Annotated in this window: 13 protein-coding genes and 1 pseudogene; 9 read left to right on the forward strand and 5 right to left on the reverse strand. The window is 38.4% G+C overall.

All coding sequences use genetic code 11. From position 1 onward, the window contains the following. Positions 1-8: 8 nt before the first annotated feature. Entirely contained in the window at positions 9-3,266 is a 3,258-nt protein-coding gene (locus AOM43_RS09605) for a hypothetical protein (RefSeq protein WP_013925576.1), read from the reverse strand. A gap of 639 nt (positions 3,267-3,905) precedes the next feature. Here AOM43_RS09605 and AOM43_RS09610 point away from each other — a divergent pair. Genes AOM43_RS09610 through AOM43_RS09625 form a run of 4 tightly spaced genes read left to right on the forward strand, consistent with a single transcriptional unit; the run spans position 3,906 to position 6,274 of the window. Next, positions 3,906-4,271: a TraR/DksA family transcriptional regulator gene (locus AOM43_RS09610; RefSeq protein WP_006341700.1), complete on the forward strand. Its 366-nt coding sequence runs from the start codon at positions 3,906-3,908 to the stop codon at positions 4,269-4,271. 2 nt (positions 4,272-4,273) lie between these two features. Then, complete coding sequence (gene lspA, locus AOM43_RS09615; protein WP_006341699.1) at positions 4,274-4,792, forward strand: signal peptidase II; 519 nt, start codon at positions 4,274-4,276, stop codon at positions 4,790-4,792. After that, complete coding sequence (locus AOM43_RS09620) at positions 4,789-5,484, forward strand: hypothetical protein (RefSeq protein ID WP_006341698.1); 696 nt, start codon at positions 4,789-4,791, stop codon at positions 5,482-5,484. The genes lspA and AOM43_RS09620 overlap by 4 nt, the downstream gene beginning before the upstream one ends. Positions 5,485-5,509: 25 nt before the next feature. Further along, the gene (locus tag AOM43_RS09625; protein WP_006341697.1) at positions 5,510-6,274 is read left to right on the forward strand and encodes a glycerophosphodiester phosphodiesterase; all 765 of its coding nucleotides are present in this window, start codon (positions 5,510-5,512) and stop codon (positions 6,272-6,274) included. Here the strand turns inward: AOM43_RS09625 and eno are convergent. The 3 genes from eno to AOM43_RS09640 form a co-directional block, all read right to left on the reverse strand. After that, a complete protein-coding gene (eno, locus tag AOM43_RS09630; protein WP_006341696.1) occupies positions 6,271-7,575 on the reverse strand; it encodes a phosphopyruvate hydratase in 1,305 nt (434 codons plus the stop codon). The two genes, AOM43_RS09625 and eno, sit on opposite strands and share 4 nt — an antisense overlap. Positions 7,576-7,602: 27 nt before the next feature. Further along, entirely contained in the window at positions 7,603-8,754 is a 1,152-nt protein-coding gene (gene rsgA, locus AOM43_RS09635; protein WP_006341695.1) for a ribosome small subunit-dependent GTPase A, read from the reverse strand. A gap of 132 nt (positions 8,755-8,886) precedes the next feature. After that, on the reverse strand, positions 8,887-9,522 hold the full coding sequence (locus tag AOM43_RS09640; protein ID WP_059360020.1) for a hypothetical protein: 636 nt from the start codon (positions 9,520-9,522) through the stop codon (positions 8,887-8,889). Between the two features lie 65 nt (positions 9,523-9,587). Here AOM43_RS09640 and AOM43_RS09645 point away from each other — a divergent pair, with 65 nt between their 5' ends. The 4 genes from AOM43_RS09645 (at position 9,588) to dnaJ (ending at position 13,705) form a co-directional block, all read left to right on the forward strand. Further along, complete coding sequence (locus tag AOM43_RS09645; RefSeq protein WP_059360022.1) at positions 9,588-11,222, forward strand: glycoside hydrolase family 3 protein; 1,635 nt, start codon at positions 9,588-9,590, stop codon at positions 11,220-11,222. Further along, positions 11,201-11,998, forward strand: a complete 798-nt coding sequence (locus AOM43_RS09650) for a hypothetical protein (protein ID WP_059360024.1) — start codon at positions 11,201-11,203, stop codon at positions 11,996-11,998. The genes AOM43_RS09645 and AOM43_RS09650 overlap by 22 nt, the downstream gene beginning before the upstream one ends. Positions 11,999-12,169: 171 nt before the next feature. After that, positions 12,170-12,349, forward strand: a complete 180-nt coding sequence (rpsU, locus tag AOM43_RS09655) for a 30S ribosomal protein S21 (RefSeq protein WP_006341691.1) — start codon at positions 12,170-12,172, stop codon at positions 12,347-12,349. A 204-nt stretch (positions 12,350-12,553) separates the two neighbouring features. Continuing rightward, positions 12,554-13,705 (forward strand): molecular chaperone DnaJ, encoded by a 1,152-nt coding sequence (dnaJ, locus tag AOM43_RS09660; protein ID WP_006341690.1) that lies wholly within the window; start codon positions 12,554-12,556, stop codon positions 13,703-13,705. A 70-nt stretch (positions 13,706-13,775) separates the two neighbouring features. Here the strand turns inward: dnaJ and AOM43_RS09665 are convergent, their stop codons facing one another. Further along, a complete protein-coding gene (locus tag AOM43_RS09665) occupies positions 13,776-14,573 on the reverse strand; it encodes an MBL fold metallo-hydrolase (protein WP_006341689.1) in 798 nt (265 codons plus the stop codon). A 194-nt stretch (positions 14,574-14,767) separates the two neighbouring features. Between AOM43_RS09665 and AOM43_RS09670 the strand changes: the two are divergent. Beyond that, positions 14,768-15,844: pseudogene (locus AOM43_RS09670) on the forward strand (hypothetical protein); the annotation flags it as partial.

Here is a 15,844-nt window from a genome sequence, read left to right on the forward strand (position 1 = left end):
ATTTATGATTAATCTAAAATGGGTTTGAATATGTTATGAGGAATAGGATTAGAAAACTTAAATGGATAAATCTGGAATAAATGGAAACCCACATTAATTTCTGAAAGTAAAAGGTCGGAAAGATCTTTTTTAATGATTGCAGATATGCTTTCTAGCTGCCCAGAAAAAAGCACAGAAAAATTCTCGTTCATTTTAATTTTAGAAAGACTCTCAAAAAGTTTGGGTAGCAAGGATTTAAAACCCTCTCTTTCACAAATTTTTTTGAAAATAGAAATTAAAAACCGGCGATTCTCATCAAGAGTTGTTTCGAGGACTTTTATGGCCTCTTTGTTTAAAATTTCATCTAGTTGTTCGAAAAATTTTGGAGGTAGTGGGGTAGAGGAATTTTTCGACATAAAAAGAAAATAGACTAAAAGAGCGCTTGAGCATTCTATGGGTTTTAATTGAAGTCTTTCACAAATTGTAATCGTCTTTTTTAGTAAGTTGAGTAATACAGAAGATTTTTTTGCGTAGAAACCCCATCGTATATATGTTTTAATCAATTTTTGCCAAATGCATAAAAATGAAAAGCAATTCGATCTCTCCAAAGTATGGATTCCAGCTTTCTCTAAAAAAAGCTGGGAAAATTGCAGAAAAGACTTTCGGTGAGCTTTTGTGGGGGAAGCCGATTTTTTTAAATGGATGATGAATTTTGCAATTGTGATGAATTCCAGTGGATCCATGATCTCAAGAGGGACATTAAATAATGCTGTCATCAGTTTGTAAAGATGTGAAAAATTTAAATTTTGTTGTTTCCGATGCAAAATATATAAAAGGCGTTGTTTTACTTTTATGTTGTTTTTTGAGAGAGAAAATTGGGTAACAAAATAATCTAAATGAGATGCAGAGAGATCCTCAATATCTAAATTTAAATAAGTATTTATCACAACATATTCTGGATCATTTTTGCGTAGAATGTTCTGATCAAAGATTTTTTTTAGACAATTTTTGACTCTATTGAGATGAGCCTCTTTTAACATAGGATGATTTGGAGGGATACTAAAGACAACATCTAAAAAAGCTTTTTTCACATAAGGACAATCTTTTGGTGCGTCATTTAATAAATGAAGATCGAAAGTTAGAAAAAGTTGTGTATGTAAAACATCCTGTTCACTTTTGCAAATATGAAAATTAGAAAAACATTCCCTAATGCATCTGATTTTAAAAGCCATCTTTTCATAAAAATTAGCGCCTTGTACATGTTTGACAAAGAAAATCCAGAAACCGTTAAATGGACGTGTGTTACTTTTTAGATTCCATTCTTTAGGAATGAGCAGAGAGCAGACCAGAATATTTTCCCATAATTGTTTTATTGAAGGATCTGAAAGCTTTTTTAAGCTTTCTTGACATGTTCCAAGGAAGTAATCAAAACTATTTAAAATCTCCAGCATTTCTTTAAAACGATCTGTTCGTTTCAAAAAAGCACAGAGTGTGTTAAAGCAATCAATTCTGAGCTGAACATAATTTTGTGGGGAAGCCAATTGAAGATGTCGATCGGATAGACATGTATTAGCAATAAAGAGGTTTTCGCTGCAATTAGAAGACATCAGACGCTTAAGAATGGCCTCGATAAGGGGGGTATGCTCCCTAAAAGGTGATATTTCTAATTTTTTTGTATTTCTTGTTTTAGAAATTGTAATCGGCGTTCTTTGTTCCTCGAAAAAAAGCAATTTGCCCGCCATGTAGATTAAAGACTCACTTTGAAGTCCAGAACGTAGGCTTAAGGTATAAATGTGGTTGAGCACATCACAGATTGGCATATAATCAATGCGTTTCCCTGTCCAATTCTCATGCAGAAATCCGAAATACTTAAACATGGAAATGCTCATTTCACCAATAAGACTTTTATTCAAATGTTTGGGGCCTGCGCTTTTGAGTGTTTTTAATAGGTTGTCGTGTAGGGAAAGGAATGGATGATGATGAATCTTTGATAAACCAGATTTTAATAATTCCTCTAAATAGTCGAAAGCTTTGCTGAAAGAAGAGAAGTCTCTAAAGTTCACGCATAAATTTAGATACGCGAAGATCAATGTAAATTTGTGGACTTCCCATTGAGTTTGCTGCTGGGTTTGAATGCACTCTAACTTCTCATGAATTTTGGAAAGCAATTCTTGTTGGGGTTTAAAATGGGGTGTCGCAGTGAACAGCTTAAGAGATTGCTGAAGAAACATGACCGGGTCCTGTATTTCAGGATCAACTAAAAAAAAAGCCGAAAGAGATTGCACATGCATATGTTCAAAAATACAGGTGATTAATGAGCTTGTATGTACTTCTTTATGGATGAGCACTGAGCTGGCTTTCTCGGCTAAATAGTCCAAAAAACTCTTTTGTATATTTTTGTGGTGGGATTGTGTGACTTCGTGGATGACTCGTTCCCAAAATTTTGGATGAATGGGAGGCATGCAATTTATAAAGCTGATAAATCCAACAAGGTTGTTGGTACGAATGAGAGAGAACGCGTATGTTTCGCTGATCGAATTCCATCCTATCTCTTTCAAAAATTTTTTGTGTTGAGCCGCGTCTTTTTTATTTTCAACAAATTGCTTAAAATGGAGTGTTGCTTTAATGGTCTCTTCTTCAGAAAGGGGGCAAAGTAAAAGTCGTTTTAAGGTCTTTTCTGCATCGCCTGTTAATTCCATTTGGATACATATTTTTATTTCTTCAAAAAGTAAGTCTTTATAAGCTTCTAAATCGGATTTCTTCAATTGATCTTTCATTTTTGAAATATTATCTATATTTTCACCAGGAAAATCAGAATATTCAAGACGTAAATAGATATAAGCTTGAGACAAATTTTTAATTATTTCAGAATTTTTAAGCTGTTCATCTTCGAGCTCGTTTAAAATAAAAATAAAATGGGAGAACAGGGCGTCTTGATTTCGATCTGTTTTTTGCAAAAGATAATTTAGTAAGATCAAAGATTTTGATGGGTCTTGCTTACACCATTTTGTTATAAGAAAATAAGCAATCTCTGCAAGTGGGTTTTCAAGGATGAAATCTAAGGCTTTAAAGTATAAAACCCAACTTTCCTGATTTGAAAAATCAAAAAGTTCATCTAATTTTAAATGCACAACTTTTTCAGTAGATAGTTTAGCTAATCGTTCAAGTTCTTCAGAATAGATTTTTAGAATATTTTTTGTTGTGACTGAAATGGTCTTGTTTTGTTTTGTCGGATCGTAGACTATGGGTAAATAAAAAGATTTGCTTGCGATCAATGGAGTTGTCATAGTTAGCTCGAATCTAGATATTGGAAGTATTTGTTTGCTTGCTAAGGCGTTATATAAATTTTTATTTTTTGTTAGAAAATAGCTGAATTTTAGATAAAAAGATAGCTTTATCCATTATGTCTGAAGGACTTCTATGTAATTAAATTTTAATATCTTTATTTATTCCTTCCATTTTATTACTGAAATAACTACAATTTTTGCTGTTTATTCAGAGGTGAATAAAAAAATATGAAAACAGGACTTTTTGTTGTCCAAAGTTTGACTTTCTTCAGCTCACAAATGCGTATCCCTATCCGCTAAGCTAAAAAATCCCTTCCTACTTAGTGAATTTGCATGAAAATTTTTGGAAAATAAGTTATACTTGACAAAGAGAGGTCTAATAAAATATAGCGAATTCTTATTCATAAAATTACTTGCCGACCAATACCGCGTCCGGCTTTGCTTTTTGAACTTTCTTCGATATCTTTTGGCTAGATTTCGAATGTTGTGGTCTCACACCTCGTGTAGATCTTGGCATCTAAAACCTAGAACAAAATTATCTGAAAATTTGAAAGGCAGAAGGAATGGTATGGAGAGCATTCCCGTAGGTAGGGTAGATTATGAATAAAATCGAATAGATTGGTCTATAAGGAGAAACGAATGGCGCTGAAAAAAACTGAAGTGGCAAAATTTAAAAAAAGACTAGAAGAGATGCGCGATCATCTGACGCGTATGTTGAAAGGATCGACGGAAGAAGTCAAGAAACCTGACGAAGCGACCGGCTATTCTCAACATCAAGCTGATCAAGGAACCGATGACTTTGACAGAACAATCAATTTGGAAGTAACGACAAGAGAATATGCGATTTTGAGACAAATTGATCGTGCACTGGAAAAAATTCACGATAATACATACGGGATTTGTGATGTGACTGGTGAAGAAATTCCTCTTGCACGTTTAGAAGCAGTTCCTTATGCTTCCATGACTGTGAAAGCTCAAGAAAAGTTAGAGAAAGGTCTCATTTAGGTATGATGAAGTTTAAAGCATTCTGGATTAGTATCGTCGTTTTGATGTCGGATATGATATCTAAGTATTATGCTTTTCACTATTTGCCTAAGCCCTTGTTTGAATCTTACTGGTATCCCTACGGTGGGATACCGGTTTTCCAAGATTTTTTTGGGGTTCAATTTTCACTGAATTACGTGGAAAATAGAGGTGCAATCGGAGGGATATTTGCCGATTTTCAAGAGTATCTGCTTGTTTTCCGCATTCTTTTAATTGCCTCATTATTTTGTTATTTACTTTTTTATCGTTACGAAAAAAAGTTAGAAATCCCCCTTGCTTTGATTATTGGGGGGGCAGTCGGAAATATTGTCGATTATTTTTTGTATGGACATGTTGTCGATATGCTTCACTTTGTTCTGTGGGGTTATGATTATCCCGTTTTCAATTTGGCTGATTCAGCCATATGCATTGGAATTGTCTGGATTTTCCTTTATTCCTTTGTTTCCACTTCACCTAAGTCTTCTACAAAAGCGAATGTATGATGAAGTCTCCTCTGCGTGTTGTCAAGTTAGAGGACGCCATCCCTTTGCAGGCCTCTAAATGGTTAAATTTGCAACTACTCATTAGTAGTGAACAGATGGAGTCTCTTTTCGAGGAATTAGGGTTGTTTTATATCTACTCGATTGGTCGGGTAGTGGAATGTGGTGCAGGGGAAATCTTGCGTGATGACTTCTTAAAAGCTTATAAAGATTATATTCAGACTTTGCTAGCTGGAAAGCTTCCGGACTATCAAATCACCTCTACTTCTTTTTCTTCGATCTTTACTTCGGATTTAGACGCCCTTTATTGCATTCAAACAGGTGAAAACCAGCAATTAGTTCGCATTGGAAAGCCTGTTATTCAAGTTCAAGCCCATACGTTGGATTATTCTCCGCTTGATGGCAAGTTTCGTTCCATGATTTTTGGGCAAGATCATATCCCTTGGGGAATCCAATTTTCTTATCCACAGATTCACCAAGATGGCAAAGACGTTGTGCAAACTCTTCATCGTAAGGATTTAAATACGGAGTTATTTCGTCGCTTGCAAACTTGGGTGCGTTTAAATACAATACCGACAGCTTTTTCGGTTGATGAAAAAAAAATCAATGTACCGGTGAGAATCGGAAAAGATTGTTTTTCTTGGATCAACCAACACTGCCAACTCGTGAAAAAAAATCTTAGAGTGATTGTTTAGATTTAACAAATCGGATGTGTTCCCGATGGATATCTTTTTTCAAACTTCCTTACATCCTAATCTTCCTCTTACGGCTCCGATTGCAAATATAGCGCATCGTGGAAATTCTAAAGATGCTCCAGAAAATACTTTGTGCGCTTTTCAGCAAGCACTGGATATCGGCGTGGACTATATCGAAATAGATGTGCATTTAACGAAGGATGGAATTCCTATTGTTATTCACGATCTTTTTCTTTCACGGACATTGCCACATGCTAGGGGCTCGGTCGCAGACTTTAGCTTTTCAGAACTGCAAAAGTGGGATGCTGGCATATGGTTTGATCCTAATTTTGCAGGTCAAAAAGTCCCTTCTCTGGAAGATGTATTGGTTTTATGCAGAGGGAAATGTGGCTTGATGGTGGAGATTAAAGAGGGCTCGGCTTCTCCCAATGAATTAGCTGAAGTTGTCTTGAAAATCATTTCGGCAGAAGCGAATAAAGTTGTGGTAGGATCTTTATCATCAGAAATTATGAAAGCCTTACGAGAAAGACAGTCTTCCCAGCCTCTAGTTTCGATTATTGAGGAGGAGAAAGAGTGGCAGCAACATGTTCAGTACGAACCCGACATTGTCGCCATGCACTATGGATTGATCACCCAAAGAATGCTGAGTCTGTTAAAGCAGATGAAAAAGAAAGTGTGGGTGTGGACTGTAGATGATCCTGGAATGATGAATTATCTTATCCAAGCTCACGTGGATGGCATTATTTCGAACTGTCCACGTGAACTTAAACAGGTATTGAGTTTGCGCTAGATTTTTTTGGCTGAGTGACTGTCTGCATAACGTGCGATTGAGCCAAGCTCAGCTTCAATGCTTAGTAAGCGGTTATATTTCGCGACTCTGTCCGTTCTGCACAAAGACCCTGTTTTAATCTGGCCCGAATTTGTAGCCACGCAAATATCTGCAATGATGCTGTCTTCTGTTTCACCCGAACGGTGAGAGATGACTGCGGAATAAGCGTGTGTTTGGGCGAGCCGAATCGTCTCTAACGTTTCTGTTAATGTTCCAATTTGATTAACTTTGACTAAAATAGAGTTCGCAATTTTTTCCTCGAATCCTTTTTGTAAAAATTTAGGATTCGTCACGAAAATGTCATCGCCAACGATTTGAATTTTTTTACCTAATTTTTCTGTTAAATACTTCCAGCCATTCCAATCATTTTCGTCCAGGCCATCTTCAATGGAATCGATCGGGTATTGATTGCAAAGGGATGCTAGGTAATCCGTCTGTTCTTGTGCCGATCGCTCTGCAAAAGTTTGTTTTTGCCGCTTCTTTTTCTTTTCGATATAGGTCTTATTGGCTTTATCATAGAACTCAGAAGCTGCACAATCCAAGGCTAGTGTCACTTGCGAGCCAGGATGATAGCCTGCTTTTTCAATGGCCGCTAAAATATATTCGATGGCGGCTTCATTAGATGGCAGATTAGGGGCAAATCCGCCTTCATCGCCAACGGAAGTCACATGCCCATCTTCTTTTAAAATTTTTTTCAAAGTGTGAAAAATTTCAGCTCCCCAACGGATCGCTTCACGAAAAGAGGGGGCGCCAGTAGGGCGAATCATAAATTCTTGAAATTCCAACGAGTTGTCTGCATGGGCACCGCCATTCATAATATTCATCATAGGGCAGGGGAGAATATAGGTGTGGCTTCCGCCAATGTAACGATAAAGGGGTAAATGCGCAGTGGCGGCTCCGGCGCGAGCTAATGCTAAGGATGCACCTAAAATGGCATTTGCACCAAAACGTCCTTTATTTTCAGTCCCATCGGTAGAGATCATGAGCAAATCTAATTCTGTTTGATCATAGACGTGTCTTCCAATCAAGATCTGCGCAATGGGCCCGTTCACGTGGGCAATCGCTTGCTGGACTCCTTTCCCATGGTAACGAGAGGGGTCGTTGTCGCGTAATTCAACGGCTTCGTGTTCACCTGTAGAGGCTCCAGAAGGGACGGAGGCTTTGACTACGATATCTCGATCGGTTGCTAAGGTGACTTCAAGGGTTGGATTCCCACGAGAGTCTAGAATTTCAATCGCTTTAACAGATCGGATGTAAGCCATATTTACCTCACTTTGTGTTTTAAAGATTCAACGGCGCAAATGTTTTTGTGTGATGCTATGCAAAAGGTCGTGGTAAGATTCAAAGCGCAGAAGAGAGATTTTGCCTTCTTCTACAGCCTGAATGACAGCGCAATCTTCTTCATGTAAATGGGAGCAGTTCGGAAATTTGCATGTGCGTCCAACCCGATAAATTTCAGAGAAGTAGCTTTCTAATTCATTTTGGTCCAGGTCCCAGACTCCAAAGCTTTTTATTCCAGGTGTATCGATGCACCATCCCCCAAAATCGAGTGGCATAAGATGTGTTGTTGTTGTCGTGTGAGCCCCTTTTTTAGTGCGGTGCACGATTTTCCCGATACGCAAATCAGATCCGATCAGAGCATTAATCAAAGAGGATTTTCCTACGCCTGATTGACCAGAAAAAACGGAAGATTTGTCGCGCATTTGTTCTTTTAATGCCTCAATACCTTCTCCTGTAACCGTGCTTACAGGGATAACCTTTAAGCCTGCTTGACGGTATCCTTCTAAAAATGTCTCAAAAAGAGCTTTTTCTTGCTCGAGTATGGGATCTTCAGCATCTGATGTGGAGAGCAGATCTATTTTATTTACCACAATAATGGGCGTCATTCCCCCTTTTTGTGTGGCAATAATATAACGATCTATTAATGAAGGTTTTAGCGGGGGGCTCAAAACGGAAGCTGTAATTAATACTTGGTCAATATTGGCGGCGATAAGCTGTTCTTTGCGCCTGGAAAGGTTGTCTGCTCTTGATAAGATTGTCTTGCGAGGTTCAACATGTGCAATTAAACCCTCTTCCGGAGTAGTTTTTTCAAAAAGAACAAAATCGCCAACCGTGACTAAATTTTTTGCTAATCCTCGTTCTTTTTTCAAAACTCCACGTAAGGTACACAGAAATTCTTGGTCGCCACTAGCGACGAGGATTCCCTGTGGAACAATGGAGATGACGCGACCTTTGTCTAATTCATCTCTGGAAAATTTTGCATTACGCTGTTCAGCTAATTGTTTTTCATGCTTTTCCCGATCTGTTTTTTTATACTTGGAGCGATCTTTTTGAGAGGCGAGTTTTCTTTCTAGACGGTGTGCTTTGCGATCATTACCAAAATATTCATCTTCGATTGGGCAAGCAACCCATTTTTTTTGACGTTTTTTCTCTGAATTCATATCTGACTAAAATAAGGGTTAAATAAATGTATTTTAAACCAAAAATGGGTCGAGATCAAGAGGAATAACAAGAAAGCATTCATTAGATGAGAATTATAGAGCCTATAAAAAGGCCCTAATTCATTAGATCGATTAATGCTTTCTTTTTAAATAATATGTACATTCTTTTAAATGTCTTTCACATTCTTTTTGATAATGATGAATTTCGATCAGATTTCCTTTAATCAGTATTTTATAATGTGCATTTTCTTCTAAAGAGAGCATGAAAAGAAAATGAGCTTTATAAACAGATAAAAAACATACTATGTTTTCGAGTTTTCTTTTGACTACCGCAACGTTTTTAATGTCTTTGGTTAATTCATCTAAAGCATGCACGTTTCCCAATTCGTGATTCATTGTGTTTTCGACATCCACCATGCCTTGCAAAATCATCTTTTCTTTATCGTGACTTAAGGGGGCGAGCTGTTCTCTGATCACATCTCTGATCACAAGATGGTGAAAGGTGTGGCAGACAGATGTGCAAATGCTTGATTCTTTTTTTAAAAAACCAAAGATATAAATTTGAATCGATTCTGGTAAGACTGTAAAAAAAAGAGATTGTGACTGTGAGACGGATAATGGTTCAATCTGTGTTATATTTTTGCTGGCCAGATCTCTTTCCCTGGAAATTTCTTGGGTAAAGTGATTTCGGTCGTTTTGGCCAGGAAGGTTCGTCGCTTGAAAATGCATTAGGAGGCGTCTGTAGTCTACGTAGTCGTTCAGCTGCATGGGGTTCCCTTTTGTGTTGAAGAAATCGTCTGATTTGATATCCTGATATATTTTCAGAGGGATTCATGAGAAAATATATTTTTTGGATACTTTTACTATTTAGCTATCCACCCCTTCATTGTCAAAGTAATCTCCCAAGATTAGATGAGCTCTCCATAGAGGAGAAAGTCGGCCAGCTTTTGATGGTGCATTTTTACGGGACAGAGGCTAATGGGGATGCAAAAAAACTCATTCAGGATTTTCATATTGGAGGAATCATTTATTATGAGTGGGCTAATGGATTAACGGATGCCCAGCAAGTGCAAATTTTAAGCCGAGGGCTGCAGTCTTTGGCGCGGGAACGGGCTCATCCGATTCCTTTATTCCTTGCGATTGATCAGGAAGGGGGCGTGGTTAATCGATTGAAAAACGGTTTTACGCAATTCCCAGGAAATTATGCTTTAGGTCAAATAAAAAAAGCAGGGGATGCCGAAGCTTGTGCTTATGCCACAGGATTGGAATTAAAGAGTGTGGGGATTAATGTAAATTTGGCTCCCGTTGTTGATGTGAATTGTAATGAGAAAAATCCGATTATAGGTATTCGGGCTTTTGGATCATCACTCAAAGATGTGGCTTCTCTCGGAAAGGAAATGATGGAAGGATTTCGAAAATCCTCTATTTTGTCCGTATTAAAACATTTTCCTGGTCATGGTGATGTTGAAGTTGATTCGCATCAAGCTTTACCTTGCCTGAACAAAACAAGAGGTGAATTAGATCAGGTCGAACTATATCCTTTTCATCAACTTCTCCCTCTTTCGGAGGCCGTGATGACATCTCATTTGTTTGTGCCCGCGCTTGATGCAAAAACATGTATCACTTTTTCATGCGATGCTGTGACGCAAGTCCTTCGAAAAGAGATGGGTTTCGAAGGGGTGATTTTGACAGATTCTTTGGCTATGCAAGGATGTTTAGGGCAATCTCAAGGTGTCGTCGATGCTGCCATTCAAAGCTTTAAAGCGGGTCATGATGTGCTTTTATTGGGTGGAAAGCAGCTGTTGGGAGAAGGAGGGGGATTTGAAATCACGATCGATGAGATTGCAAAAATCCATCAGACCCTTGTGTTTTTAGTCCAAACGGGAGAAATTTCTGAGCAGAGACTCGACGCATCTGTTCGGAGAATTCTAGCAGCCAAAAAAAATTATGCATGCCAAGATCTTGCTCTATCATTTGATCCATCTATTCATCAACAATTGGCACAAAAAGTAGCGGATACTGCCACAGAAGTTAAGTATTGTCAGCTTCAAGAAAAAGTTAGTTTAAAGACTCAGCGCATCCTTCTTGTGTCACCTTCTATTTGTCAGGAGGCAATAGAAAAAAGTGACTTAATGCACTTAGCTCCTTTGACAACCCGGTATTTTTATGATTCATTAAGTCCTGAAAAGGAAGCGTTTGATGCGGGGGTAGCCTTAGCTGCGCGGTCCGACTTATGCGTATTCTGTACTTACAATGCATGGCGATATCCGCAACAAGTCACGTTTGTTGAGGCATTGATAAAAGAGGGGCTTCCTGTTATTGTGGTTGCAGGGCGAGATCCTTGGGATCAAACTTTATTTTCAAAAGCATCGATTGTCATTTGCACTTACAGCCCTGTTTGCTGCTCTTTTAATTCTGCTGCACATTTAATTCGCCAGGAGTATCAATGCGCGACTACAAACCCTTAATTTTTTCTGTTTTAGGACTTTTACTTTGTTTTGCTTTGCCAAATCATGCTCTTGAAATTTCTCCTGAGCAGGCTCGCCAATTGGGTGAGCAAATTTGGAAGAATGAATGTAAAAAATCGATTGCGGGTTTAACGTCTTGGAATGCAGGGGAGGAGTTTGCTTCGCTTGGGATCGGGCATTTTATTTGGCACCCCAAAGGTTCTGATTCTCCTTTTAAAGAATCCTTTCCAACTCTAATCAAGTTTTTGTGTAAGCAAGGGATTGCGCTTCCTAATTGGTTAATGCAAGCAGACGGATGCCCTTGGAAGACGAGAGAGGAATTTCTTGCGGCTCAAGATGAAAAAAAGCTGACGCGTTTACGTCAGCTTTTACTAGAAAGTATTGATCTGCAAATTTATTTCATGTTCGAGCGTTTAGAAAAGTCTCTGCCCATTCTAGTTGAAAACCTAACTTCTGAAGAGCAAAACAAAATTCATACGCAATTTTGTCAATTAAGTGAATCTGTGACGGGAACCTATGCATTATTGGATTATGTAAATTTTAAGGGAGAGGGTGTTTCTCCTCAAGAAAGATATCAAGGAATTGGATGGGGGTTACGGCAAGTTTTGCTTGGTATGAATCCATCTTCTGAACCTGTTAAAGAATTTGCGCGGAGTGCGAGTGCTGTTCTTAAAAATCGCGTGGAGAATTCCCCTCCGCAAAGAAATGAAAAGAGATGGCTAGAAGGATGGCTAAATCGTGTCCAAACCTACGTCACCTATTCTGCCAACGGATGAAATTGTTTTATCTAGGGAGTTGCATTTCTAGGTTGATTTATATGTTGCGACTCTCGTATGATAATGCTAACTATGAAAGTTTAGAGTGATTTTAAAATAATTGTAAACTAAATCACCCCTGACTTAATAAGCATTTATGCAAGATAAATTTAAAAAGTAGGTTAAGGTTAAATGACAGTTGTTAAAGTGCGGGTGGGAGAACCCCTTGATAAAGCTCTTAGAGCTCTTAAAAAAAGACTCGACAAAGAAGGCGTCATGAAGTCTGTTAAAGCCCATCGTTTTTATTCTAAACCATCAGTAAAAAAACGAGCTAAGTCTAAAGCTGCCTTAAAATATAAAAAGCAGCGTTAAAAAAAAGTAAGGCTGTCAGATAACGCTCATGTCGGTTTATGCGGCCTTTTCTTAAATTTCTCTCTTATGATCGAGGAGATAAATTGGGATGTCATTCAGCCCTCTATAAAGATCAAATTTCCAATTAAATCCAAATTATAGCGTGACATGGGTACTTATGTACTGCCAACCGCTCATAAGTGTGAACCCACTTGGTAATAGCATATGTCAGATTATTACAATACTCTAGAAGTTCAGCGAAACGCTACTCAAGATGAGATAAAAAAAGCCTATCGTAAAATGGCTTTGAAGTACCATCCAGATAAAAATCCAGGCGATGCAGAATCGGAAAAAAAGTTTAAAGAGATTTCCGAAGCTTATGAAGTTTTAAGCGACACCAACAAACGACAGTTATATGATCGATACGGAAAAGAAGGTGTTCAGGGTGCTTCTGCAGCTGGGGGGGCAAGCTATTCTTCCATGGAAGAAGCTTTACGTACCTTTATGGGTGCTTTCGGTGGAATGGGCTCTGATTCGATTTTTGATAGTGTATTCGGTGGCGGTGACTTTGGCGGCGGGCATGGCGGTGGCCAGGGAGCCAGACAAGGTGCAAGCAAGCGGGTCAATATCACGTTATCTTTTGAAGAAGCGGCGCGCGGAGTTGATAAAGAACTCGTTGTCACAAACTATGTGACTTGTAAAGAGTGCGCAGGTAAAGGTGCTAAATCCTCTGCAGGCATAAAAAAATGTAATCGTTGTGGCGGTGCTGGACAGGTTTTTGAACAGCGTGGTTTTTTCAGTATGTCTATGACTTGTCCTCAATGCCATGGTGAGGGACGCATGATCGTTGATCCTTGCTCTGACTGTCGTGGAAGCGGTCTTGTTAAAGAAAAGCAACACGTAAAAGTACATATTCCTGCTGGTGTTGATACGGGCATGCGCTTACGCATGAGTGGTTATGGAGATGCTGGTCAGGGTGGAGGCCCTCCCGGAGATCTGTATGTTTTTATCCAAGTCGAAGCCCATGAAATTTTTGAACGAGATGGCAATGATCTATTGCTCGATTTGCCGATTAGTTTTACGGAAGCTGCATTAGGTTGCAAAAAAGAAGTGCCTTCTTTATTAGCGCATACCTGTCGAATTACCATTCCTGAAGGCACCCAAAATGGGAAAGTTTTCCGAGTAAAAGGGGAGGGTTTTCCGAATGTCCATGGACAAGGAAAAGGTGATCTTTTAGTAAAAATTTTCGTCGAAACCCCGACAAAACTCAGTAAGCGAATGAAAGAGTTACTCGAAGAGTTTGCTCAATTAGAAGATGCAACCAATCTTCCTACTCGCAAAGGCTTTCTAGATAAAATTAAGGGGCTTTTTCATTAAGAGTGACTGTTAGCCATACGCATTTTTAAACCCTCAAGTAAGTTTTTTAGACTATTTGAGGGTTTTTTATTTATCGTGTTAAGGCAGGATGCTCACTAAAATAGATTGGCTTACTGCTTTTATGCTGAAGAGCGATGCTAATATCTAGTTTAATTCCTCTGTTTTGAAGAGCTCCTTGCACAACTTGAAGAGCTGTTTCCGGCGTGTTACATTCACTCGAAAGGTGTGCTAAATGCACATGTTTGAGCCCTTCATGCGCAATATCACACAATAATTCCCCACAGGCTTCATTTGAAAGGTGACCACTACGGCTTAATACGCGCTGCTTGTAAACCATCGGTCGTGGAGAGGCATGTACCATAGAGGGTTGATGATTGGCTTCGACATACAAGTAATCGCAATTTTGTAATTGATGGCGTACAAGTGAGGTGACAAAACCTAAATCAGTGCAAAACCCTAATTTCAATTGATCTGTTTTAATGGTGAAGCCGACCGGATCGATCGTGTCATGTTGGATACTGAAAGGGTGAACTTCCAAATCTCCAAAAAGAAATGATTCTCCAGTTGTAAAGATTTTAAATTTTGGGCAATCATGGAAGCATTCTACAATCCCCTTTGCAGTTTCATGATTTGCAAACACGGGGATTCCTAATTTGTAAGCTAAAACTCTTAGTCCCTGAATATGGTCCGTATGTTCATGGGTAATAAAAATCGCATCAATGTCCGTTAATTCGACATTCAATTGAGCGAGCTCTTCTTTAATTCTTTTTCCACTAATACCCGCATCAATCAAGATTTTTGTATGGGGCGTTCCAACATAGATACAATTTCCTTTGGAACCTGAAGCTAAGGGACAAAAACCTTCCATTTGAAACCATGAATTTAAGAGATTAAACCAGCATTTTTAGCATACATACGGAATCATTGGAAGGATAAAGGGCGTTTTTTTAACAAGAATCGGTTTTTAATTATTATGTTGACTTAATTTGGTGCTAAAACATATTCTGCGTTGAAAAAATCAAAAAAAAGTTAGTTGGGTAAATATTACTTGAATAGGAGACTATGATGACGAATTCCCCAAAAATAAGTTTAAAAAATGGCGAAGAGCCAATTAATAATCGTTTAGATGCTGTAGCAAAAAGCATGCAGAAAGGAAAATGGCTTTCTTCAGAGCTACAGGTTGTATACAACGGACGTTTATGGAGAGCATTTAGGGGGTTTTTAAAGTTATTGGGTTTTAAAATTGACCGTAGAGATTCTGTGCATATTGCTGAAAAATTACACGATTATATCAATTCAAATAAAGATGAGTTAATAAAAGATTTTAGTCATGTAAATCAAAATAGCCAAAATCTTGAAATTATCTTAAATAGAATCCTCCCTCTAAAAATTAGAAATCGAAATGATTCTGTTGGAAAATGCTATAAAATGCATTTTGAAAAATGCAAGGCGCTATTTAGTCCTGAGGAGTTAACAAAACAGAAGCTTGCTCAAGAAGCGGTCCTGAGATTACAAGAAGAATTAGCACAAAAAGCTGCAGAAGATCAGCGAATTGCGGAAGAGCAAGCTAATAAAGAAAAAGAGGAAAAAACAGGCCAAGACACTCAAGAAGGTGAAAAAACTGAACCAAAGGCTCCTGAAAACGAACCTGTGGGAGGGCAAGCTGGTGTTCAAGAGCAAGCGACAGACGATGAAAAAAAAATAGCAGAAGAAGAAAATGCTCCGGAAGCTGAAACAGAAAAGGAAACGAAAGCACAGGAAGAAAAATCAGAAGCAGAGACTTCCAATGAAGCTGAAACTCAGCAAGAAGAAACTGAAGAGCAAGCCAAACAAAATATTATAGCTAATTTTGAGGAAGAAATAGCTTCAGACACTCAGCAAAAAGCTGAAGTAGAAAAAGCGAAGCAAGCTGAAGAGCGACGAATTGCGGAAGAGTTAATCATAGGTGATTTAGCTAACGATTCTTCAAAAGAAAATTTAGAAGTTGAGCAAAAAGATGGCGCGACTCAAGTAGAAGCGAAAAATCACGCTGAAGAAGGCCTTGTAAAGCAAGAAGAAGAGCGTGTAGCAGCTTTAGAAGCTCAACAAAAAGCTGAAGAAGCAGCAAAAGCTGAAGAAGAAAAAAGACTTGCCGATGAG

It is taken from the genome of Parachlamydia acanthamoebae, assembly GCF_000875975.1.
Taxonomy (GTDB): domain Bacteria; phylum Chlamydiota; class Chlamydiia; order Chlamydiales; family Parachlamydiaceae; genus Parachlamydia; species Parachlamydia acanthamoebae.

Coding starts and splice junctions, on each gene's coding strand:
- AOM43_RS09605 (WP_013925576.1), bottom strand. CDS start 3,266: ATGACAACTCCATTGATCGCAAGCAAATCTTTTTATTTACCCATAGTC.
- AOM43_RS09610 (WP_006341700.1), top strand. CDS start 3,906: ATGGCGCTGAAAAAAACTGAAGTGGCAAAATTTAAAAAAAGACTAGAA.
- lspA (WP_006341699.1), top strand. CDS start 4,274: ATGATGAAGTTTAAAGCATTCTGGATTAGTATCGTCGTTTTGATGTCG.
- AOM43_RS09620 (WP_006341698.1), top strand. CDS start 4,789: ATGATGAAGTCTCCTCTGCGTGTTGTCAAGTTAGAGGACGCCATCCCT.
- AOM43_RS09625 (WP_006341697.1), top strand. CDS start 5,510: ATGGATATCTTTTTTCAAACTTCCTTACATCCTAATCTTCCTCTTACG.
- eno (WP_006341696.1), bottom strand. CDS start 7,575: ATGGCTTACATCCGATCTGTTAAAGCGATTGAAATTCTAGACTCTCGT.
- rsgA (WP_006341695.1), bottom strand. CDS start 8,754: ATGAATTCAGAGAAAAAACGTCAAAAAAAATGGGTTGCTTGCCCAATC.
- AOM43_RS09640 (WP_059360020.1), bottom strand. CDS start 9,522: ATGCAGCTGAACGACTACGTAGACTACAGACGCCTCCTAATGCATTTT.
- AOM43_RS09645 (WP_059360022.1), top strand. CDS start 9,588: ATGAGAAAATATATTTTTTGGATACTTTTACTATTTAGCTATCCACCC.
- AOM43_RS09650 (WP_059360024.1), top strand. CDS start 11,201: ATGCGCGACTACAAACCCTTAATTTTTTCTGTTTTAGGACTTTTACTT.
- rpsU (WP_006341691.1), top strand. CDS start 12,170: ATGACAGTTGTTAAAGTGCGGGTGGGAGAACCCCTTGATAAAGCTCTT.
- dnaJ (WP_006341690.1), top strand. CDS start 12,554: ATGTCAGATTATTACAATACTCTAGAAGTTCAGCGAAACGCTACTCAA.
- AOM43_RS09665 (WP_006341689.1), bottom strand. CDS start 14,573: ATGGAAGGTTTTTGTCCCTTAGCTTCAGGTTCCAAAGGAAATTGTATC.